At 49.7% G+C, this 21,771-nt stretch carries 17 protein-coding genes; 9 read left to right on the plus strand and 8 right to left on the minus strand.

The genetic code is table 11. The features are described from left to right. Entirely contained in the window at nucleotides 1–1,014 is a 1,014-nt protein-coding gene (gene galE / locus AOC32_RS01965) for a UDP-glucose 4-epimerase GalE (protein ID WP_108507888.1), read from the plus strand. Here galE and gluQRS read toward each other — a convergent pair. Beyond that, complete coding sequence (gene gluQRS, locus AOC32_RS01970; RefSeq protein ID WP_234409775.1) at nucleotides 998–1,990, minus strand: tRNA glutamyl-Q(34) synthetase GluQRS; 993 nt, start codon at nucleotides 1,988–1,990, stop codon at nucleotides 998–1,000. The two genes, galE and gluQRS, sit on opposite strands and share 17 nt — an antisense overlap. Before the next feature lie 34 nt (nucleotides 1,991–2,024). Here gluQRS and dnaE point away from each other — a divergent pair, with 34 nt between their 5' ends. Next, nucleotides 2,025–5,615 carry a DNA polymerase III subunit alpha gene (gene dnaE / locus AOC32_RS01975; protein WP_108509292.1) on the plus strand — a complete coding sequence of 1,197 codons (3,591 nt, stop codon included), beginning with the start codon at nucleotides 2,025–2,027 and terminating at the stop codon, nucleotides 5,613–5,615. Between the two features lie 75 nt (nucleotides 5,616–5,690). After that, on the plus strand, nucleotides 5,691–5,936 hold the full coding sequence (locus tag AOC32_RS01980) for an AbrB/MazE/SpoVT family DNA-binding domain-containing protein (RefSeq protein ID WP_234409776.1): 246 nt from the start codon (nucleotides 5,691–5,693) through the stop codon (nucleotides 5,934–5,936). An 80-nt stretch (nucleotides 5,937–6,016) separates the two neighbouring features. On the opposite strand, the gene galU is transcribed toward AOC32_RS01980, so the two are convergent. Further along, nucleotides 6,017–6,886, minus strand: a complete 870-nt coding sequence (galU, locus tag AOC32_RS01985; protein ID WP_108507889.1) for a UTP--glucose-1-phosphate uridylyltransferase GalU — start codon at nucleotides 6,884–6,886, stop codon at nucleotides 6,017–6,019. 140 nt (nucleotides 6,887–7,026) lie between these two features. On the opposite strand from galU, the gene AOC32_RS01990 reads away from it, so the two are divergent. Beyond that, nucleotides 7,027–7,305, plus strand: coding sequence for a type II toxin-antitoxin system RelE/ParE family toxin (locus AOC32_RS01990; RefSeq protein WP_108507890.1), 279 nt, complete (start codon nucleotides 7,027–7,029; stop codon nucleotides 7,303–7,305). Next, nucleotides 7,305–7,637, plus strand: coding sequence for a HigA family addiction module antitoxin (locus tag AOC32_RS01995; protein ID WP_108507891.1), 333 nt, complete (start codon nucleotides 7,305–7,307; stop codon nucleotides 7,635–7,637). The genes AOC32_RS01990 and AOC32_RS01995 overlap by 1 nt, the downstream gene beginning before the upstream one ends. Before the next feature lie 10 nt (nucleotides 7,638–7,647). On the opposite strand, the gene AOC32_RS02000 is transcribed toward AOC32_RS01995, so the two are convergent. Then, on the minus strand, nucleotides 7,648–10,551 hold the full coding sequence (locus AOC32_RS02000) for a valine--tRNA ligase (RefSeq protein WP_108507892.1): 2,904 nt from the start codon (nucleotides 10,549–10,551) through the stop codon (nucleotides 7,648–7,650). 24 nt (nucleotides 10,552–10,575) lie between these two features. Here AOC32_RS02000 and AOC32_RS02005 point away from each other — a divergent pair, with 24 nt between their 5' ends. Then, nucleotides 10,576–12,912: a UvrD-helicase domain-containing protein gene (locus AOC32_RS02005; protein ID WP_108507893.1), complete on the plus strand. Its 2,337-nt coding sequence runs from the start codon at nucleotides 10,576–10,578 to the stop codon at nucleotides 12,910–12,912. A gap of 9 nt (nucleotides 12,913–12,921) precedes the next feature. Here AOC32_RS02005 and AOC32_RS02010 read toward each other — a convergent pair whose 3' ends face one another. From AOC32_RS02010 to AOC32_RS02020, 3 genes are read right to left on the minus strand one after another with little or no spacing between them, the layout of a single operon-like run. Beyond that, nucleotides 12,922–13,707, minus strand: coding sequence for a BPSS1780 family membrane protein (locus tag AOC32_RS02010; protein ID WP_108507894.1), 786 nt, complete (start codon nucleotides 13,705–13,707; stop codon nucleotides 12,922–12,924). Nucleotides 13,708–13,723: 16 nt separating this feature from the next. After that, nucleotides 13,724–14,701, minus strand: a complete 978-nt coding sequence (locus AOC32_RS02015) for a homoserine kinase (RefSeq protein WP_108507895.1) — start codon at nucleotides 14,699–14,701, stop codon at nucleotides 13,724–13,726. 8 nt (nucleotides 14,702–14,709) lie between these two features. Further along, nucleotides 14,710–15,120, minus strand: a complete 411-nt coding sequence (locus AOC32_RS02020; protein ID WP_108507896.1) for a hypothetical protein — start codon at nucleotides 15,118–15,120, stop codon at nucleotides 14,710–14,712. Between the two features lie 122 nt (nucleotides 15,121–15,242). On the opposite strand from AOC32_RS02020, the gene polA reads away from it, so the two are divergent. The 3 genes from polA to AOC32_RS02035 are packed head-to-tail and all read left to right on the plus strand — an operon-like array spanning nucleotide 15,243 to nucleotide 19,752. Further along, nucleotides 15,243–18,005: a DNA polymerase I gene (gene polA / locus AOC32_RS02025; protein ID WP_108507897.1), complete on the plus strand. Its 2,763-nt coding sequence runs from the start codon at nucleotides 15,243–15,245 to the stop codon at nucleotides 18,003–18,005. Nucleotides 18,006–18,042: 37 nt separating this feature from the next. Continuing rightward, nucleotides 18,043–18,942, plus strand: a complete 900-nt coding sequence (locus AOC32_RS02030) for a dienelactone hydrolase family protein (protein WP_407675545.1) — start codon at nucleotides 18,043–18,045, stop codon at nucleotides 18,940–18,942. 48 nt (nucleotides 18,943–18,990) lie between these two features. Beyond that, nucleotides 18,991–19,752 carry a ZIP family metal transporter gene (locus AOC32_RS02035; protein WP_108507898.1) on the plus strand — a complete coding sequence of 254 codons (762 nt, stop codon included), beginning with the start codon at nucleotides 18,991–18,993 and terminating at the stop codon, nucleotides 19,750–19,752. 21 nt (nucleotides 19,753–19,773) lie between these two features. Here the strand turns inward: AOC32_RS02035 and AOC32_RS02040 are convergent, their stop codons facing one another. Both AOC32_RS02040 and AOC32_RS02045 read right to left on the minus strand, forming a co-directional pair. Beyond that, nucleotides 19,774–20,607 carry a sulfurtransferase gene (locus AOC32_RS02040; protein ID WP_108507899.1) on the minus strand — a complete coding sequence of 278 codons (834 nt, stop codon included), beginning with the start codon at nucleotides 20,605–20,607 and terminating at the stop codon, nucleotides 19,774–19,776. A 23-nt stretch (nucleotides 20,608–20,630) separates the two neighbouring features. After that, nucleotides 20,631–21,737, minus strand: coding sequence for an aromatic ring-hydroxylating oxygenase subunit alpha (locus AOC32_RS02045; RefSeq protein WP_108507900.1), 1,107 nt, complete (start codon nucleotides 21,735–21,737; stop codon nucleotides 20,631–20,633). Nucleotides 21,738–21,771 lie beyond the last annotated feature (34 nt).

The following is a 21,771-nucleotide window of genomic DNA, read 5'->3' on the forward strand; positions in this document are numbered from 1 at the left end:
ATGACTCAAACCATTCTCGTAACCGGCGGCCTCGGTTACATCGGTTCGCATACGGTCGTCAAACTCTTAGAGCAAAACTACCGCGTCTTCATTTTGGATAATCTCTGTAATAGCGAGCGCAGTGTGCATGCGCGTATTACCCAAATTACCGGTAAAGACTCGATCTTTGTGGAGGGCGATATTCGCGATCGCTCCCTCGTTACATCGATTTTTCAATCTCATGCGATTGATGGCGTGATTCATTTTGCGGGATTAAAAGCAGTTGGTGAATCCCAAGCTGAGCCGTTGCGCTACTACGACAACAATGTATTGGGCAGTATCGTTCTTTTTGAGGAGATGCAAACAGCAGGTGTTAAGACCTTGGTATTTTCCTCATCCGCGACCGTATATGGTGATTCGCCTGATACGCCATACCACGAGCAGCTCCCCTTAAAGCCGATTAATGTCTACGGGCGCACCAAGTGGATGATCGAGCAGATTCTTGCGGATCTTGCATTGGCTCAACCGCAGATGGCGATTGCATGTTTGCGTTACTTTAATCCCGTTGGGGCCCATGCTTCGGGACTTATTGGCGAGCATCCGCGCGGCATTCCCAACAATCTCATGCCCTATATTGCCCAAGTTGCCATTGGCGAGCGGGAGTGCTTAAGAGTGTTTGGTGCAGACTACCCCACACCCGATGGCACGGGCTTGCGTGATTACATCCACGTCGATGATTTAGCCGAGGGCCATCTTTTGGCCTTGCAAGCTCTTCAGAGTCACGCTGGGCTCTTAACCGTTAACCTGGGTACGGGCATACCGACCAGTGTGCTACAAATGATTGCTGCCTTTGAGGCAGCCTGCGGTAAACCGATTGCCTATGAGATCGTGGAGCGGCGCTCAGGCGATAGTGCGAAAAGTTTTGCTGATCCGAGTCTCGCCAAGACCCTCTTGGGTTGGCAAAGCCAATATGGCATTGAGCGCATGTGCGTGGATACGTGGCGGTTTTATCAGTCTCTTAGCAAGTCACTTTAGCTACCCATCCCTTCGCAAGTCGATCTTTCCAGCGCTCGGTTGCAACACCTAACCACTGCGCGACGCTTGTTTGGTGAGCTAGGGTTGTATCCGCTATCCCTAAGTAATGTGCAGCACGATTGAGCGTCGCAAGGATTATTTCTCTTGAATGCATCTCGATGGCTGCTGCCTGAGTTTGTTTACTGAGTTTCTCACCTGCAGTATTCGTCACCAGCGGGAGATGCAAATAATGGGGCGTTTCATAACCCAATGCGCACTGCAGATGGATTTGGCGTGCGGTGTTACTGAGTAGGTCTGCACCGCGCACCACATGCGTAACCCCTTGTGCCTGATCATCAACTACCACTGCTAACTGATAAGTAAATAATCCATCGGCACGCCGCAGCACAAAATCACCCACTTGATGATTCAGATCTTGGCTTTGTTTGCCTAAGCCTTGATCCACAAAGTCAATCACGCAATTCTCGGGCAGTCTCATGCGTAGCGCATGATTCTCAAAGCTTAAATGTTGCTCGCGGCATGTTCCTGGGTAAATCAGCTCTTGATTGGGACTCATTGAGATACCTGCTTGGTGCAAAACGTCCTCAATCTGTTTGCGCGAGCACTGACAGCCATAGATCAGATCCTTAGTGATCAATTGATCGAGCCCCTTTTGATAAACCGACGTTCGCTTGGATTGCCACGTGGGCTCCTCATCCCACTCTAGGCCATAGGCTTTGAGTTGCTCAAGAATCAATTGATCGGCTCCTGGCGCGGTCCTTGGGGTATCCACATCTTCAATGCGCACGAGCCATCTCCCATCGTGCGCACGAGCATCAAGCCAGCTCCCTAATGCCGTGGTGAGCGACCCTAAATGCAGAGCTCCGGTGGGTGAAGGAGCAAAACGACCCCGATAGGGTTTATGACCTTTTTGGTCCTCCTTTAGCCTAGTGCCTTGATTGAATTGGGGATTTAAAGGGTGGGTCATCGGGCTCATGATTTGGGGGTGCACACAGCTAAAATCATCTCATATGGCAGCCCCCCAATTTATTCATCTGCGTTTGCATTCGGAGTACTCGATTACCGATGGGGTGGTGCGCATCGATGATGCGGTTGAGACCGCATCCTCCGATGGCATGGGTGCGTTGGCACTCACCGATCTGGGGAACCTCTTTGGCCTCATTAAGTTCTACTCCGCCGCCCGCTCTGCAGGGGTCAAACCAATTGCGGGTGCCGATGTGTGGTTAACCAACACCCAAGAGCCTGATCAACCCCATCGCATGCTGCTCCTGGTGCAAAACCACACGGGTTACCTTAATCTCTGCGAACTCTTAAGCAAAGCGTCACTGCATAACCAACGCCATGGAAGAGCGGAGATTCATCCGGATTGGTTGAGTGAGCCCCTACCCGCAAGCACTAAAGGAGCGAAGAAAAAAACACTCGCTGAGGGCTTAATTGCGCTCTCAGGCGCGCATCACGGGGATGTGGGGTGTGCACTCCTCAACGGGGATGAGGCCAAGGCGCGCGAGTGGGCCAAGCACTGGCAAACGGTCTTTGGTGGACGGTATTTTATGGAGCTCCAACGCTATGGTCACGCCCAGGATGAAGTGCATATTCAGCTTGCATGCCAACTCGCGAGCGAGTTGAAGATTCCGGTCGTTGCCACCCACCCAATTCAGTTCATGAAGCCCGAGGATTACACGGCACATGAGGCGCGAGTCTGTATCGCTGAAGGCGAGTTATTGGGTGATCCCCGTCGCCCCAAACGCTTTACCGAAGAACAATATTTTCTGACGCAAGCACAAATGCACCAGCGCTTTGCGGACATTCCGGCCGCACTTGCCAATACGGTGGAGATTGCCAAGATGTGCAATCTCAGCCTGACCTTGGGTCAAGCTCGCTTACCCGAGTTTCCAACGCCTGATGGTATGCCACTTGATCAGTACCTAATGCAACAAGCAGAGATCGGCTTGGATAAAAATCTGTGCAAACTCTATCCCAACGAGGAAGAGCGTAAGGCCCTTGAGCCCCGCTATCGCGAGCGTTTGCGCTTTGAAGTTAACACGATTGCGCAGATGGGCTTCCCAGGTTACTTCTTGATCGTCGCGGACTTCATTAACTGGGCCAAAAATAATGGCGTGCCTGTTGGACCAGGCAGAGGATCAGGTGCCGGATCCTTGGTCGCCTTTTCATTGGGGATTACCGATCTCGATCCTCTGCGCTATAACTTACTCTTTGAGCGCTTTTTAAATCCCGAGCGGGTCTCGATGCCCGACTTTGATATTGACTTTTGTCAGCACGGGCGCGATCGCGTGATTGCCTATGTGAAAGAAAAGTACGGCAAGGATGCGGTGAGCCAAATTGCTACCTTTGGCACGATGGCGGCTAAAGCCGCCATTCGGGATGTGGGCCGAGTACTTGAGCAACCCTATGGCTTTGTCGATGGCATTGCCAAGCTCGTCCCATTTAAGCCAGGCCAAGTGGTCACGATTGAGTCTGCCAAGAAAGAAGAAAAACAACTCGCCGAGCGGGAAAAAAATGAAGAGGAGGTGCGCCAACTCTTAGCGCTTGCACAGCAGCTCGAGGGCATGACCCGCAATGTGGGCATGCACGCCGGAGGGGTCTTAATTGCTCCAGGCAAACTCACCGATTTTTGCCCGCTCTATACCCAAGACGGAGGCGATGCCAATGCGGGCGTGATCAGTCAATTCGATAAAGACGATGTGGAGTCTATTGGTCTCGTGAAATTTGACTTTTTGGGGCTCACGACGCTCACTATTTTGGCGGGGGCCGAGCGTTGGATTCAAAAACTACATACGGAACACAAAGATTGGAGCATCAGTGATATTCCACTCGATGACCCCAAAGCCTTTGAGCTTTTAAAGCGCGGGAATACGGTTGCCGTGTTCCAGTTAGAAAGTCGGGGCATGCAAGGTATGCTACGCGATGCTAAACCCGATCGCTTTGAAGACATTATTGCCTTGGTTGCGCTGTATCGACCGGGTCCCATGGATCTCATTCCCGATTACATCAAACGTAAGCACGGGCAACAGAAAGTGGAGTATCCCGACCCGCGCATTGAGCCTGTGTTGCGTGAGACCTACGGCATCATGGTCTACCAAGAACAGGTAATGCAAATGGCTCAGATGATTGGAGGCTACTCCTTAGGGGGTGCTGACCTATTACGGCGCGCGATGGGTAAAAAGAAGCCCGAGGAGATGGCGCAGCATCGCCAGATCTTTCGCGAGGGAGCGCAAAAAAATGGACTCACCGAGCATAAGGCTGATGAAATCTATGACCTAATGGAGCGTTTTGCAGGCTATGGGTTTAATAAGTCGCATGCGGCTGCCTATGCGCTCTTAGCCTATCAAACCGCGTGGCTCAAGGCCTACTACCCCGCAGAATTTATAGCGGCCAACTTATCGCTCTCAATGGACGACACCGATAAGGTGAAGATCTTGTATGACGATAGTCTGCATAATGGTTTGAAGATTTTGCCGCCGGATATTAATACCGGCATGTACGAGTTCACGCCGATTGCAGATTCCAATGATCAAGACCAAAGCGTGGGGATTCGTACGATTCGTTATGGTTTGGGAGCGGTGCGAGGCACCGGTGAAGGGGCAATCCAAATCATTGTGGAGGCCCGCAAGAATGGGCCATTTAAAGATCTGTTTGATTTTTGTGCCCGGGTCGATCGCCGTCAAGTCAATCGCCGTGCGATTGAGGCTTTGATTCGGGCGGGGGCATTTGATTCGATTGCGACCGATGCTGCTAAAGGCTTGGCAAACACCTATGACGCGCGCTCCACACTTCTAGCCTCACTCTCACGCGCAATTGAAGCCGCCGAGCAAGCCGAAGCCTCGGTGCATCAGGTAAGTCTCTTTGATGCCGAGGATGTGGCGCAAGCCCATGCACCGGAGTATGTGAAGGAACTCCCTTTTTCGGAAAAGAAACGCTTGCAAGACGAGAAAGCGGCACTTGGTCTATGCTTAACCGGGCATTTATTTGATGCCTACCGGCCTGAAGTGACGCACTTTATACGCCAGCCACTCATCAAGCTCACCGAGGGTAAGGATCAACTGGTCGCCGGCATTATTACCTCGTCACGGATGCTGATGGGCCAGCGTGGACGGATGATGATCGCCACGATTGATGATGGCAGTTCAGCTCTTGAACTTACCCTCTACAGCGAAGTGTATGAACCCAATCGCTCTTGGCTCAAAGAAGACGAGCTACTAATTGCCAAAGTGAACGTAAGCCCCGATAAGTTCTCAGGAGGTTTACGAATTGTTGCTGAGAGCGTGATGGATATTGTGGGTGCACGCTTACGTTTTGCTAGAAACGTTCATCTCAATTTAGATACCGGCATTGATCTGAAGGTTCTCAAAGCCCAAATCAATCCATTTCTAGTCAAAGCCCCAATGGGGAATGCCCCACAAACTCCTCCAAAGGGACTGCCATTGACTGCTGCAGTGATGGCCAAAGGCGGGGCTTGTTTAGTCCAGTTTCCAGAAGACGTGCGTCTTTACCCGGATGACAATTGCCTACGGAACTTGCATCAGATTTTGGGAAGCAAAACAGGTTCAAGCCCCAATCCGGTAGAAATTCAGTACGCTTGATTTTTCTGTTCGGGTCTTTTGCGCATTGTTAAAAGTTATCTAGTTCGATTAACAAGTTACTCATAAAAAAACAAAATGCCCATCGTAATTACCACCATCATTACTGAGAATGGAAACCAAGTCATCCCACTGACTGGTGATGCATGTTATCCAGAGGCGGTTAAGAGGGTTGTTATCCGTATACGTGGAAATGAACGAATCATTACTCCAATCGAACATACTTGGGATCACTTTTTCTTAAATGGACCCGTTGTTTCTGATGATTTTATGAATGAGCGTTGCTTATCAAAGCCTTCAATTAAAGAAGATTTTGATTCTTAGTAATCAGTTATTCAAAGCTATTGTCAAACTAGCTGGAATGTTGAACCTATCCAGGGGTAGAAACAATCTCCTGCCAATGCCTAACGATTTTTAAGATAGGCCTCAAACTCATCTTTGAGTTCAGGATGTTTGAGTGCAAATTCAATCGTGGCCTTAAGGTAGCCCAACTTACTTCCGCAGTCATAGCGTACCCCTTCGTACTCATAGGCCAGAACGGGCTCATCCTTAAGAAGGGTCTGTATAGCATCAGTGAGTTGATATTCCCCGCCGGAACCAGGTTTGAGATTACGAATGTGGCCAAAGATCGAGGACGAAAGGATATAACGACCCACCACCCCAAGATTGGATGGAGCATCCTTCGTGGCGGGCTTTTCAATAATTCCGGTGACGGTATGGATTCCTGTACTTTGGGCTTTGGCTGCCACAACCCCGTAGGACTTGGTTTGCTCTGGCTGAATTTTCTCAACGGCTAAGACTGAAGCGTTGTGTTTGGCATGCAGATCAACCATTTGTTTGAGTACCGGAGTTTTTCCATCTAACAAATCATCGGCCAAGATAATGGCAAACGGTTCGTCACGAACTAATTTCTCAGCACATAAAACCGCATGTCCGAGACCCAAAGGTTCAGCTTGGCGGACATAGACGCAATCCACATGGCTGGGTTTAATGTTGCGCACAATCTCCAGAAGACTTTGCTTATTCTTCGCCTCAAGTTCTGCTTCAAGTTCATAGGCTTTATCAAAATGATCTTCGATGGCACGTTTACTGCGACCAGTCACAAAAATCATCTCCGTAATACCAGCAGCAATGGCCTCCTCGACCGCATACTGAATTAATGGCTTATCCACCACGTTGAGCATTTCCTTGGGGGATGCCTTAGTAGCTGGTAAAAAACGAGTCCCCAGGCCGGCAACAGGAAAGACTGCTTTGGTAATCGGTTTGGTCAACATATTTGTGATTATGCCCTTATTTGAAGTAATTCCTGAGGTTTTTAGTAAGTAATAAGCAGAGCATAAATAGTGAATTAATTATATTTGACATATTGTAATTAATACCATTACAATGTAATAAGTTGCATTACAATTGATAAATGATTATCCAATTTAAACATCGTGGTTTGCAATTATTTTTTACAAAAGGTAGTTATAAGGGAATTCCTGTGCAGTTTGCATCTCGGATAGAGCGGATTCTCGATCGCCTAGATTCGTCGATGAGCCCTAATGATATGAATTTGCCAGGATATCGATTTCATGAGTTAAAGGGAAAGCGAAAAGGGGTCTATGCGGTCTCGGTTTCTGGTAACTGGAGAATCAGTTTTGAGTTTAAGGACTCCGATGTAGTTAATGTTAATTTGGAGGACTATCACTAATGAAGAATATTAAAAATAGTATGCGCAATCCTTCACGCAGACCAACGCATCCCGGCGCAATTCTACGTGAGGATATTTTGCCTTCACTCGGAATCAGTCAGGCTGCCCTTGCTGAATATTTAGGAGTCAGCCGATTGACGGTATCTGAAATCTTGCTTGAAAAACGTGCCGTAAGTGCGGAAATGGCCATGCGCATCTCAAAGGCAATTGGCGGATCTCCGGAGAGTTGGTTGCAGATGCAATCTGCCATTGATCTATGGGATGTTACGCAACGGTTTAAGCAAGACCCGGCGAAGTTACCTAAACCAATCCCAAATCTAGCTTTCGCCTGATTGATTAAGCCTACATGCTTAGTTTATTAAGCTGTTCACTTAGCTTTGCATGACTTACTTCAAAATCCGCTAGCCGTTTTTTTTCCTGCTCGAGAACTGCGGCGGGAGCACGGGCCACAAACGACTCATTACTGAGTTTGCTCTGGCATTTGGCGATCTCGTTGGCAAGGCGCGTAATTTCTTTGGTAAGTCGCGCTTGCTCTGCTTTAGGGTCAACCTCAATCTTCAGCAATAACTTATTGCGACCTACGAGAGCAATCGGTGCGCCTGGCGCATCCTTTTCTAAAGTAGACTCATCGGTCACGATTTTCACTTCTGAGAGCTTTGCGAGTGCGCTTAAGTAGGGAGCTGCTTTGGTTAAAAACTCTTTATCTCCAAAAATCCATAATGGCACTTTTTGGGCAGGCGAGATTTGCATTTCCCCACGCAGATTACGGCACGCATCAATAATGGCTTTCACTTCACCTATCCATGCCTCGCTGGTTGGATCGATCTTGTCACTTTGCGATACGGGATAGGGTTGAAGTGCAATCGATTGCGACGGTTGATCAGCAAGCACTTTGCCACTCTTAGGACCAATGGTTTGCCACAACTCCTCAGTAATGAATGGAATGATGGGGTGAGCTAGGCGCAAAATGGTTTCTAGAACTCGTAAGAGTGTTCTCCTTGTTGCTCGTTGCTGAGCAGGAGTGCCATGCTGCAATTGAACTTTAGCAAGCTCTAAATACCAATCACAGTACTCATCCCACACAAATTGATAAATGGCGAGTGCAATATTGTCAAACCGGTAGTCGGTAAAGCCCTTTGCCACATCTGCTTCGGTGCGCTGCAGTTGCGAGACGATCCAGCGATCCGCTTGCGAGAAATCCAGATACCCTTCGGGGCCACATTGGTTATCGCACGGTGCAAAGCCATTATCTTTCTCATCCCCGGGGCAACTCATTAAAACAAAGCGTGTGGCATTCCACAGCTTATTACAAAAGTTACGGTAACCCTCGCAGCGTTTTTGATCAAAGTTGATATTGCGCCCTAAAGAGGCCAGTGAAGCAAAGGTAAAACGCAGTGCATCAGTCCCAAACGCCGGAATACCTTCTGAAAACTCTTTCTTGGTTTTCTTGGTAATGCTCTCCGCTTGCTTGGGGTTCATGAGGCCAGAGGTGCGTTTTTGAACCAAGTCATCAAGCGCAATACCATCAATCAAATCAATCGGATCCAAAGTATTGCCTTTGGACTTACTCATTTTCTGGCCTTCGGCATCGCGCACCAAGCCATGCACATACACAGTCTTAAATGGCACCTTGCCAGTAAAGTGGCAGGTCATCATGACCATGCGGGCTACCCAAAAGAAGATGATGTCAAAGCCGGTGACCAAGACCGAGGAGGGTAAAAAGTGATCGAGCTCTTTGGTTTGTTTGGGCCACCCCAGTGAACTAAATGGCACTAAGGCAGAACTAAACCAGGTATCTAAGACATCATCATCACGCTTTAGATCACCGCTATAGCCCGCTGCCTTGGCCTTGGCCTTGGCTTCATCGGCATTGCGTGCCACAAAGATCTCGCCATTATTTCCATACCATGCGGGGATTTGATGGCCCCACCACAATTGCCGCGAGATGCACCAGTCCTGAATGTTCTCAAGCCACTGGGTATAGGTGGAGATCCAGTTCTCAGGTACGAGTTGGATGTCACCCGAAGTGACCGCATGCAAGGCGGCTCCTGCAATCGATTGACCCGGTTGGTAGCGATTATCGGGGCTTGCTTTAGACATCGCCACAAACCACTGATCGGTGAGCATGGGCTCAATCACGGTTTGGGTTCGATCACCCCGTGGCACCATGAGGGTGTGGGGTTGAACTTTTTCCAATAGATTAGCTGCTTCGAGATCGACCACAATTTGCTTACGAGCGGCAAAGCGATCGAGCCCTTGATAGACCTTCGGAGCATGCTCGTTAATTTTGGCATCGAGCGTTAAGACATTAATGACCGGTAACTGATGACGCTGACCTACCGCATAGTCATTAAAGTCATGGGCGGGAGTGACTTTAACTACCCCAGTCCCAAAACTCATATCCACATAGGTATCCGCAATAATCGGGATGCTGCGCTGGCAAAGAGGAAGCTCCACGGTTTTGCCAATCAGGTGACGATAACGCTCATCCTCCGGATGCACCATGACCGCCACGTCACCCAGGAGGGTTTCGGGACGGGTGGTTGCGACCACCAAGTGACCACTTCCATCGGATAGGGGATAGCGTATATGCCAGAGGCTGCCTTGTTCCTCGGTGCTGACCACTTCTAAATCCGAAACGGCGGTTCCTAACACGGGATCCCAGTTGACCAGGCGCTTGCCGCGATAAATTAGTCCCTGTTCAAAGAGGGTGACAAAGACCTCCACCACCGCCTCGGACATCTTGGGATCCATCGTGAAATACTCACGTGACCAATCGATTGATGCCCCTAGGCGCCGAATCTGACGCGTAATCGTGGAACCGGATTCTTCCTTCCACTCCCAGACTTTTTTGAGGAAGGCCTCGCGTCCAAGATCATGACGAGAAATTTTTTGGGCATCAAGTTGGCGTTCCACCACGATTTGGGTGGCGATTCCGGCGTGATCGGTGCCCGGAACCCAGAGGGTATTTTTGCCAGACATACGTGCATGACGCACCAAGCCATCCATGATGGTTTGATTAAAGGCGTGACCCATATGCAAGGTGCCGGTGACATTGGGCGGTGGCAACTGAATACAAAAATTGTCTTTGCCGTCATCCACCTTGGCGGTGGCAATGCCACGCGTTTCCCACTCAGGCCCCCAGAATGCTTCAATTGGGGCTGGCTCGTACGACTTGGCTAATTTGGCTAAGTCAGGATTGTGATTGGGCGAGGGATTTTCGGGGGAATGGGCAGTGTCAGGCATAAGCATCAAATTATAATTGGGACGATGTACGCTGATTTACTTGAGAACCTCAATCCTGAACAACGGGAGGCGGTGACCTTATCTCCAACTCAGCCCGATGGCCGCCCTCAATCAGCACTGATTTTGGCGGGTGCGGGTAGCGGCAAGACCCGCGTTTTAACCACCCGCATTGCCTGGCTGATTCAAACGGGGCAGATTTCTCCGATTGGGGTTTTGGCGGTCACTTTTACCAATAAAGCAGCCAAAGAAATGCTCACCCGCTTGGGGGCGATGCTGCCCATCAATACCCGGGGCATGTGGGTGGGAACCTTTCATGGTCTGTGTAATCGATTACTACGCGCACATCATCGCGATGCGGGTCTGCCATCAACCTTTCAAATCTTGGATACGCAAGATCAACTCTCGGCGATTAAACGGCTTTTAAAGAGCCTCAACGTCGATGATGAGAAGTTCCCGCCGCGGCAATTGCAATACTTTATTGCGAATGCCAAGGAGCGGGGTAAGCGTGCCAAGGATCTCGACCCCGGTGATGATTTTGAGGCTCGCATGATCCAGCTGTATGAGGCGTACGATGCCCAGTGTCAGCGCGAAGGCGTGTGTGACTTCTCTGAGCTCTTGTTGCGCAGTTATGAGTTACTTAAACACCATGAGTTAATCCGCACGCACTATCAAGAACGCTTTAAACACATTCTGATTGATGAGTTTCAGGACACCAATGCCTTGCAATACGCTTGGCTCAAGCTCTTGGCCGGCAATGGCCAGATGACCAGCAGCTCAGTATTCGCGGTCGGTGATGATGATCAGAGCATCTATGCATTTCGGGGTGCGGATGTTGAGAACATGCGGCTCTATGAGAAGCAATTCAAACCGGTCACTGTAAAGTTAGAGCAAAACTATCGCTCACACGGGCATATCCTCGACGCTGCTAACCATTTGATTGCACACAATCAAGATCGCTTGGGCAAGAACCTGCGTACTGAAGCTGGTGTAGGAGAGCCAGTACGTATTTATGAAGCCGCGAGTGATGGGATGGAGTGCGCTTGGCTCATCGATGAGATTAAAGCCTTGATCCGAAGTGGTATGAGTCGTAGCGAGATCGCGGTGCTCTATCGTAGTAATGCTCAGTCGCGCATTATTGAGCACGGGCTGTTCTCAGCCAATATCCCTTACCGCGTGTATGGAGGCTTGCGCTTTTTTGAACGCGCCGAGATTAAGCATGCATTAGCCTACATGCGTTTACTCGAGAACCCCAATGATGACACCTCCTTTGCACGAGTTGTGAACTTCCCAGCGCGCGGGATCGGGGCGCGTTCGATCGAGGCATTACAAGATGCTGCCAAACAACACCAGTGCTCATTCTATGCAGCAGCTTCATTTATTGAGGGTAAAGCCGGTAATAGTATCTCGGGGTTTGTGCGTCTCATTGAGCATCTGCGTGACTCAACTAAACACAATACCTTACCGGAGACGGTGGAGTATGTGATTCAGCATAGCGGCTTGATTCAGCATTATTTGACCGAGCGTGAGGGGCAAGATCGCGTCGAGAACTTACAAGAGCTGATTAATGCTGCGACCGCATTTGTGGCTGAAGAAGGTTATGGCCAAGATGTTCAAGCCGCTACGCCACCTAGCCCAGAGCAAGCTGGGGTGGAAGACATTTCTCCGCTGGCCGGATTTTTGGCTCACGCATCGCTTGAGGCTGGGGATAACCAAGCCGAGGCCGGTCAAGACGCCATTCAATTAATGACCGTCCATTCGGCTAAAGGCTTAGAGTTCTCCGCCGTGTTTATGACGGGTCTCGAAGAAGGATTGTTTCCGCATGAGAACAGTATTTCAGAGCCCCGGGGGCTGGAAGAAGAGCGACGCCTCATGTATGTCGCAATTACGCGTGCCAAAGAGCGTTTGTATCTTTCGCATACCCAGTCACGCATGCTTCATGGCCAAGTGCGCTACAACATGCCCTCACGCTTTTTAGATGAATTACCCACTGAGAGCCTCAAGCATTTAACACCCAAAGCAAAAGATGCCCGCTGGGGAGCCACGTCCTGGCAAAAGGGTCGATCTGCGAATACAAACAGTGTGGATGAGTTGTGGTGGGGCGGTAACGAGAGTGATGTGCCGGTGCGCAATGATCAGGTGAGTAACGCGATTGTCACGAGCTCCCTACAGTTAGAGCAAAACAGGAAGCGCGGACATTCCTTTCGGGTTGGTCAAGAAGTGTTCCATACCAAGTTTGGGGAAGGGCGGGTGACTGCATTGGAAGGCGAAGGAGTTGATGCCAAAGCACAAGTGAACTTCAAGCGCCATGGTGCGAAGTGGTTGCAGCTATCGATTGCGAAGCTGGTGGCGGTTGAGACCTAATACTTCAGCCTAATTCGGCAACTGCTCGTAATCATTGCCTGTAAAGCAACCCTTCCAGGTCGCAAAGAACGAGCAGTACATCACGGTTAGTGCAGCCATGGAAAAAGGCGCGACCACAAAGGATGCGTAACGGCTCAAACCGATGATATCCATGATCATTCCCAGTGTGAGCGGAATCACAATCAAGACGACACTCCAAATGGTGATGTAGTAAAAAAATGCACCTTTATTGGTCCAGCACGCCATCCAACTGGCAAACAAGGCTTTGCTCGGTGGCATATCAGCCCATGCCACTAAGACGGGCGCAAACCACATGAGCATGGCTACCGGGATATACAAAATGCCACCGATCATCAGTGAGTAATACAACTGCTGCATGACCTCAGAGGTGATCGGTTTGTCATTGGTAATGAATGGCAAGAGCGCCTGAAAATCAATCACCATACTCGCAATTAAGCTCATGGTGAAGATCATGAGGGCATACACTAGTCCCAGTTGCAAGATGCGTTTTTTAACCTCCGGGTTATTGGAGCGAAACGCTGCAAGGTAGACGGTTGGCAAAATCCGTTCTTTTTGAATCGTTTGACGACACGCGGTCATAAAGCCAACCGATAGAGCGGGGGTCAAAATGAGGACCGCGAATACGCCGGCCAATGGGATCATGATGGCTAGCTGAGCCAAAAAGACATACATGAAGACTAGCATTAGAAAGCCCAGCGGGTTTTGCTTGAAGAGCCAAACTCCCTGGCGGACCCATACATAGCCTTCATTGGTTGCAACGGGATTGAGATTCATAGGCACTTAGCTTACCTTAACTTTTGTGAAGGCGGTTGCGTAGGATTCGCTCAAAATGCGTTGGATCATGGGGCGTGAGCATGTGCGCATTACGCGGTAGATAAAAATCCCAAAGCCGCGATATCCAAAATCGCAAAGCTGCCGCGCGTAACATGGCGGTCCAGGATTCTTCCTCGCCATCGGTGAGTGGGCGGACTGCCATATAGGAGGCCAATAGGGCGTGTAAACGCTCGCGATTGAGAGCACCTGAACCATTGGTAAACGGTTCTTCAAGACACCAATCATTGGCAGTGACAGCTAAATCAAATAACCATTTGTCATTACCTGCAAAGTAGAAATCAAAAAAACCACCCAAGGATTCTTGACCGTTGTGGGCAGTAAAAAGCACATTGTCCCGAAAGAGATCGCAATGACAGGGACCCTCAGGAAGAGATTGGTATACCGACGACTGAAAAAATGCTTCCTGAAATTGCATCTCCGATAGAAGCAATTCTTTTTGGGAAGTATTGAGGTGCGGCATGATCACAGGTACGGTTTCTTGCCACCAGGCAATACTGCGTAAATTGGGTTGGGATAGTGCAAACGATTTCCCAGCCAAATGCATTTTGGCTAACTCTCTACCCACGGCATCGCAATGCTCGCCCAGGGGATTAAGCTCTGATTGACCGGAGAGTTTGCTAACGATGGCTGCGGGCTTTCCCTTGATCTCAAACCACAGCTGTCCAGCGCGATTGGCAATCGGCTTGGGAACCGAGATGCCTTGATTAGCAAGATGAAGCATTAGCTCCAAGTAATAGGGCAGTTGCGCAGCACTTAAACGCTCAAAAATCGTTAAAACGTAGTGATTGACTTCGGATGTTTGGCAATCGAGAAAGAAATTGGAGTTTTCAATCCCACCATGAATACCTTTGAGTTCGATCGCATTACCAATCGTAAAGTCACTCGCAATCCGAGGGGCGATCTCGTCAAGGGTGAGGGAGGTATAGACTGCCATGCGCAGGATTACTTAATTGGAATCCGAATACTCGGAACGCTAATTAAATTATCCGATGACATACCACCTGCTGGAAATACCGTTTGCGGGGGTGACATCTCATAAGTACCAAAGGCGGATTTCACTTCAATTTCGGTTGGTAAATTGCTGTCCCGGTATTCGCGAATTTGAGTACCAGAGGGGTCGGTGTATTCAAAGCTGGGTTTGCGTTCTTCCTTGACACCAAGACCCGCAGGATTTCTGGATGACGGAGCTAATGGCTGATTATTGATTTGATTCAAATCTTCTTTACTTAGCGCTTGGGTGCCCGATGACTGGGCAAACACGCCATGCGATAGGAGTGCGGCAGAGCATGCGATGAAGGCATAGCGCCTTATTAGCGGTCCGGTCTTAGTAGGTAAATTGAGGGCTATTGTCATTTGTTTGTTACCAAAGAATGCTGCCTATTATCCTAAGAAACTAGGATTTGCCCCACCGTTGCGCCGATCAAGCAAAATCAGGGGTTTTCCAGACCCCAGTAACTAAATTGTACGATTGAGGCATGTCAGCACATCAATTACTCCTTGTCGACGGCTCAAGCTACCTCTACCGGGCCTTCCACGCCATGCCGGATTTACGAAATAGCGCTGGGGAGCCAACCGGGGCAATTTATGGCATGGTCAATATGATGCGACGCGCCCGTGCGGAAATTGGTGCTGATCACATTGCCTGTGTGTTTGATGCAAAAGGCAAGACCTTCCGAGAGGATTTATATCCCGAGTACAAGGCGCATCGTTCTCCGATGCCTGAGGATCTGGTAGCTCAAATCGAGCCAATTCATGAGGTGGTGAAGGCGCTCGGATGGCCAGTTCTAATGATCTCTGGCGTCGAGGCTGATGATGTGATTGGCACGTTGGCCCGCCAAGCCGCTGAGATGGGCTGGTCAACCGTGATCTCCACGGGCGATAAAGATCTTGCGCAACTCGTGAATGACAAAGTGACTTTAGTGAACACCATGACCAATGAGAAATTAGATCGGATGGGTGTGGTGGCTAAATTTGGAGTGCCACCGGAGCGCATTGTGGATTACCTAGCGATTATTGGCGACAGCGTAGATAACGTTCCAGGGGTTCATAAAGCAGGGCCCAAAACTGCAAACAAATGGTTGGCTGAGTATGGTGATTTGGATCAACTCATTGCCCATGCGAGTGAAATTAAAGGAGTGGTGGGTGATAACTTACGAGCCAGTCTTGATTGGCTTCCCAAAGCGAGAGAGTTGCTCACGGTAAAACTCGATTGCGATCTCAATCCGCACATTGGCTCCTTACATGATTTGCACGCTAAACCCGAAGACCCAGGCCAACTAAGAGCACTCTTTGAGCGCTACGCATTTAAATCATGGTTGAAAGAACTAGACGCTAAGAGTGTATCCACTCCAACTTCGCAGGGCGCAAGGAATTATTCAGATACCCCAGTCTTCCAAGAGCCTCTTTCGCAGGAGTCTCAAACACCATCTAAAACCGAGGTGGGCCGCGATTACACATGCGTGACAACGCAAGAAGTGTTTGAGCAATGGCTACAGAAAATTCAGCATGCCCCATTAACCTGCATTGATACCGAGACTACGAGTCTGGATGCCTTGCAAGCCGAGTTAGTGGGGATTTCCTTATCGGTTGAAGAGGGTAAAGCCTGTTACATCCCAGTTGCACACCGTACGGGCGAAGAGCAGTTGGAGCGCGATTGGGTACTCGCGCAACTCAAACCTTGGCTTGAAAATCCGCTAGCCAAAAAATTGGGCCAGAACCTTAAATACGATATGCACGTGTTTGGTAATTATCAGATTCAGGTGCAAGGCGTTGAGCACGATACCTTACTCGAATCCTATGTATTGGAGTCGCACCTCAGTCACAGCATGGACAACTTAGCCCAGCGCCATTTGGGAATCAAGACCATTCAATACGAAGAGGTCTGTGGCAAGGGAGTCCATCAAATTGGCTTTGATCAGGTTGACCTTAAAACCGCGACCGAGTACGCCGCTGAAGATGCCGACATCACCCTGCGTCTGCATCGCCATTTATGGCCGCAATTGGAACGCATGCCCGGCTTGCGGTACGTGTATGAACAGATCGAAATGCCAGCGATGCGCGTCTTGGGAATCATGGAAAGTAATGGCATCACGATTGATCGCGAGAAGTTGGCGATTCAGGGGCAGGAGGTCGGAAAAAAACTCCTCATCCTCGAAAAGGAGATCCATCAACTGGCTGGTCAGCCATTTAATATTCAATCCCCCAAGCAGATCGGTGAAATTCTGTTTGGACAACTGCAACTGCCTGTGGTCAAAAAAACCCCATCGGGAGGGCCATCCACCGACGAAGAGGTCTTACAAAAACTAGCCGAGGATTTTCCCTTGCCTGCGCGGATTTTGGATTACCGCAGTCTGGCAAAGCTCATGTCGACCTATATTGAGAAGTTGCCGCGCATGATCAATCCCAAAACAGGACGCGTGCATACTAATTACGCCCAAGCCGTTGCGGTCACGGGGCGCCTAGCGTCAAATGATCCCAATTTGCAAAATATTCCAGTACGCACCGAAGAAGGTCGTCGGATTCGGGAGGCCTTTGTTCCTCAAGCAGGCTATCGCTTGGTCTCGGCCGATTACTCCCAAATTGAGCTGCGCATCATGGCGCACATTGCCGAGGATGAAAACTTATTAGCTGCATTTAAAGCAGGCAAGGATATTCATCAAGCGACTGCCGCCGAGATCTTTGCGATTCCATTGGAGCAAGTGAGTTCAGAGCAACGGCGTTATGCCAAAGTGATTAACTTTGGTCTCATCTATGGCATGAGCGCCTATGGGTTAGCGGGTAATTTAAAGATCGAGCGTGCTGCTGCTCAGCAGTACATTGCTAAATATTTTGAGCGTTATCCAGGCGTTGCTCAATATATGGAACGCACTCGAGAAGAGGCTCGTACTAATGGGTATGTAGAAACCGTATTTGGGCGACGCTTATGGTTACCGGACATCAAAGCCAATGGACCAAAACGGCAGGGAGCCGAGCGCGCGGCGATTAATGCGCCAATGCAAGGAACGGCCGCTGATCTTATTAAGTTGGCGATGGTCGCGGTGCAAAATTGGTTAGAACAAGAGCAACTGAAGACCCGTATGCTTTTACAAGTGCATGATGAACTCGTATTCGAAGCCCCCCCTGACGAGCTTGAGCATCTAAAATCATCTCTACCTCAACTGATGGGATCGATTGCCGAACTGAAGGTGCCTCTAATTGTGAGTATCGGAGTTGGCGATAATTGGGAAGAAGCGCATTAGCGCACGCGTTGTTGAAATCAAACTAGGAGACAAGACAATGAGTAATGATCACAAGCAAAAGGATTCAGGTCGACGTGATTTCATGAAGACCTCATTAAAAGCCTCAACCGCAACGGTGACTGCCGGAGCATTGGGGATTGGGTTTGTAGCCGCTTCGGATCCTGTTCTGGCCCAGGCGATTAAAACCGATTTCACAGGCATTAAAGCGGGTGAGCAAGATATTCCAGTGGGCAGTTTTAATATGCCGGCTTATATCTCTCGTCCCGATAAAGCGAGCGGCCCGTTACCCATCGTGATTGTGGTGAGTGAGATTTTTGGTGTGCATGAGTACATTGCTGACACCACTCGGCGCTTTGCAAAGTTGGGTTATCTAGCGATTGCTCCTGAGTTCTTTACTCGTGCAGGGGATCCTAATACCTTTGGAACTATTGCCGAGATTCAGAGCAATATTGTGGCCAAGACCCCTGATACTCAAGTATTGGGTGATCTAAAGGCTGCGATTGCCTGGGCTGGTAAAAATGGCGGCGATCTTAAAAAAGTAGGCGTAACTGGATTTTGCTGGGGTGGGCGCATTACTTGGCTTGCTGCAACGATGCCCGAGGTGAAGGCAGGTGTTGCTTGGTACGGACGTCTGGTGGGTGATAAAACTGCTAATAACCCCAGACAACCGGTCGAGATTGCAGCCGATCTCAAAGCCCCGGTATTGGGCCTTTATGGTTCAGCCGATACCGGTATTCCACTCGATACCGTGGAGCAGATGAAAGCAGCGCTCGCTAAAGCAAGCTCCAATCCTGCTGCGAAAGCCTCCAAGTTCGAGATATATCCCGATGCGCCTCACGCCTTTCATGCGGACTACCGCAATACCTATCGCGAGGGTCCCGCAAAAGATGGCTGGGCAAAATGCTTAGCGTGGTTTAAGCAGTACGGCGTTTCTTAAAAATCGATTGAATCGAGCGAGTTGCCTGTGGGTTTGAGCACACTTCAAATGATTGTTTTGGTCACCGCAGGAGCAGGGCTTGCGAGTGTGCTCGCTGCCGCCAGCCTTTCCTTAACCCTGCTCGCCAAGATCGTCAACAATATGGTGAGCCTCTCAGTCGGCATTTTGTTGGCCACCGCCTTTTTGCATTCTCTGCCTGAGGCATTTGAGATCCCGGGTGCGCAAGCCCATTATTTGTTTGCAACTCTGCTCGCTGGATTACTGGGATTTTTTCTCTTAGAGAAAATCGCACTCCTACGTCATAGTCACCATCACGAAGGTGATGGACATGACCATCACCACGGCCACGATAAGGAAGAGGCTGGCAGTAGCGGTTGGCTGATTTTGGTGGGTGACAGTATTCATAATTTTGTGGATGGCGTATTGATTGCTGCCGCTTTTATGGTGGATGTGCAAATCGGTATCTTTACTGCCTTAGCCATCATTGCGCATGAGATCCCCCAAGAGATTGGAGATTTCATCGTACTTCTCAATGCGGGCTTCTCTCGGGCACGCGCACTGCTTTACAACGGGATTAGCGGTTTGATGGCAGTGGTTGGGGGTGTGCTGGCGTATTACTTTTTAGAACGGGCCACCCAAGTGATGCCCTATCTGCTGGTGATTGCATCGAGCAGCTTTATTTATATTGCGGTGAGTGATTTAATCCCGCAGATGCATCGGCGACCCCATTGGCAGGAGTCTGTCCGCCAGATTGTGTTGATCGCGATTGGAGTTGGAATTGTGGTTTTACTGACCGACCACAACCACTAATTTAAAGAGTACGAACTTTACTTATCGCTCGATTGGACGGTTTGGATCTGAGCACCACTCGCTCCAACTACCCACATGTAAGCGAGAGCCACTGAGGCCCGCTGCTTCCATCGCCAACAAATTATGGCAAGCACTCACTCCAGACCCACACGAATGAATAATCGTTCCTGGTTTTTGCTGACCAATCAGGAGAACAAATTCTTTATAGAGTTGCTCTGGTGATTTAAATTTACCCGAGACCAAATTCTCTTTAAAGCAGCGATTGGTTGCTCCGGGAATATGACCACCGACTGGATCTAAAGTTTCGTTCTCGCCGCGAAAGCGATCTGGCGTGCGCGCATCAATCACCATTTTGCGAGCATCGGCTTGGACGTTTTGCTCCATCTCATCAATGGTGACCACTCCCTGGTAGGGATAGGCCTCTGGCGTAGCGGTTAATGGAGTGGGCTCACGACCCGTATGACCAATACTGCCGTTCCAGGCATCTAAGCCGCCATCAAGTACTTGAACCGAGGCATGGCCAATTGAGCGCAGCATCCACCATAAGCGGCTTGCAAAGGTGCCGCCATGGCTATCGTAGGCGACCACATGCGTGTGATTGGCAATTCCAAGACGTTGACGCGTTTTTGCCCAAGCCTCAGGGCTTGGGAGCGGATGCCGACCATTCTTCCCCGTTTTAGGACCTGATAAATCTTTATCGACATTGACATAAATGGCACCAGTGATGTGGGCATTTTTGTACATTTCATAGCCGGCGTTGGCGTTGGTGAGATCAAAGCGGCAGTCGCAAATCAAGACATCACTACCTTCATTGATGAGTTCTTCCAATTGATTTGCGGTAATGATGGGATTCATATGTCCTCCTGGGTGAATATCAATTAGTAGTTCATTTCACGACGATACCATTCGTGGAAGTGTTGCATACCATCTTCCATAGGGCTTTGATAGGGGCCAACTTCGTTCTGACCGCGAGCGAGTAGTGCCGCACGACCTGCATCCATACGCTCAGCAATTTCGTCATCCTCAATGCAGGTTTCCATATAGGCTGCGCGCTCAGCCTCAATAAACTCGCGCTCAAAAAGAGTAATTTCTTCAGGGTAATAAAACTCGACGATATTGCGGGTCTTATTTGGGGCAATCGGGTGCAGTGTTGAAATGCAGAGCACGCCTGGATACCACTCGACCATCACATTGGGGTAGTAAGTGAGCCAAATCGCACCATGCTTAGGCATTTGCCCTTGGTGGTGACGTAAAACCGCGTCATGCCAGGCGCGATAGGTTGCTGTACCAGGCTTGCTTAGTTCTTTATGAATACCGACGGTCTGCACGCTGTGCCAGTCGCCAAACTCCCAGCGCAAATCGTCGCAGGATACAAATTTCCCAAGACCTGGATGAAAGGGCACCACGTGATAGTCCTCCAGATACACCTCAATAAAGGTCTTCCAGTTGTAGTTGCACTCGTGCACCTCAACGTGGTCGAGCATATATCCCGAGAAATCTAAATCGCGTCCAACAGAAAGTTGACCTAGGTCTGCTTGGACATCGCGAGGACCCTCAAATAGGAGACCTTGCCAGTTTTGCAGGGGCGATTTGCCAAGATTTAAACAGGGCTTATCGCCAAAATGCGGAGCGCCCAGCAACTGACCTTCTAGATCATAGGTCCAGCGATGCAGAGGACAAACGATGTTGTCGACCTTACCGCTACCATTGAGCATCAAGGCTTGGCGATGGCGGCAGACGTTCGATAGCAGTTCCACGCCATTGGGGCCCTCATGATTGCGAACTAGGATGCGCCCCTCATTTTCAGCAAGGAGGGTTCGATACGAACCAGTCTCAGGAACCATGAGCTCATGGCCGACGTAGCCAGGCCCTTGCTGAAACAGCAGTTGCAGTTCACGTTGAAATAAATCAACGTCAAAATATGCCGAAACCGGCAGTTGTAAATTGGACGGCGCAAGAAATTGCGCGGTAGCCAGATTAGTCATTCTCCCCACCCCCGAAAAAGTCAGCCGAAGCTAA

The sequence above is a fragment of the Polynucleobacter acidiphobus genome (genome assembly GCF_003065385.1).
GTDB lineage: Bacteria > Pseudomonadota > Gammaproteobacteria > Burkholderiales > Burkholderiaceae > Polynucleobacter > Polynucleobacter acidiphobus.

Bases quoted from the DNA above. Each gene is read 5' to 3' on its own strand.
- AOC32_RS01995 (WP_108507891.1), top strand. From the start codon at position 7,305: ATGAAGAATATTAAAAATAGTATGCGCAATCCTTCACGCAGACCAACG.
- galE (WP_108507888.1), top strand. From the start codon at position 1: ATGACTCAAACCATTCTCGTAACCGGCGGCCTCGGTTACATCGGTTCG.
- AOC32_RS01980 (WP_234409776.1), top strand. From the start codon at position 5,691: ATGCCCATCGTAATTACCACCATCATTACTGAGAATGGAAACCAAGTC.
- AOC32_RS01990 (WP_108507890.1), top strand. From the start codon at position 7,027: ATGATTATCCAATTTAAACATCGTGGTTTGCAATTATTTTTTACAAAA.
- AOC32_RS02020 (WP_108507896.1), bottom strand. From the start codon at position 15,120: ATGACAATAGCCCTCAATTTACCTACTAAGACCGGACCGCTAATAAGG.
- galU (WP_108507889.1), bottom strand. From the start codon at position 6,886: ATGTTGACCAAACCGATTACCAAAGCAGTCTTTCCTGTTGCCGGCCTG.
- AOC32_RS02015 (WP_108507895.1), bottom strand. From the start codon at position 14,701: ATGGCAGTCTATACCTCCCTCACCCTTGACGAGATCGCCCCTCGGATT.
- AOC32_RS02005 (WP_108507893.1), top strand. From the start codon at position 10,576: ATGTACGCTGATTTACTTGAGAACCTCAATCCTGAACAACGGGAGGCG.
- AOC32_RS02035 (WP_108507898.1), top strand. From the start codon at position 18,991: ATGATTGTTTTGGTCACCGCAGGAGCAGGGCTTGCGAGTGTGCTCGCT.
- gluQRS (WP_234409775.1), bottom strand. From the start codon at position 1,990: ATGAGCCCGATGACCCACCCTTTAAATCCCCAATTCAATCAAGGCACT.
- polA (WP_108507897.1), top strand. From the start codon at position 15,243: ATGTCAGCACATCAATTACTCCTTGTCGACGGCTCAAGCTACCTCTAC.
- AOC32_RS02030 (WP_407675545.1), top strand. From the start codon at position 18,043: ATGAGTAATGATCACAAGCAAAAGGATTCAGGTCGACGTGATTTCATG.
- dnaE (WP_108509292.1), top strand. From the start codon at position 2,025: ATGGCAGCCCCCCAATTTATTCATCTGCGTTTGCATTCGGAGTACTCG.
- AOC32_RS02010 (WP_108507894.1), bottom strand. From the start codon at position 13,707: ATGAATCTCAATCCCGTTGCAACCAATGAAGGCTATGTATGGGTCCGC.
- AOC32_RS02040 (WP_108507899.1), bottom strand. From the start codon at position 20,607: ATGAATCCCATCATTACCGCAAATCAATTGGAAGAACTCATCAATGAA.
- AOC32_RS02045 (WP_108507900.1), bottom strand. From the start codon at position 21,737: ATGACTAATCTGGCTACCGCGCAATTTCTTGCGCCGTCCAATTTACAA.
- AOC32_RS02000 (WP_108507892.1), bottom strand. From the start codon at position 10,551: ATGCCTGACACTGCCCATTCCCCCGAAAATCCCTCGCCCAATCACAAT.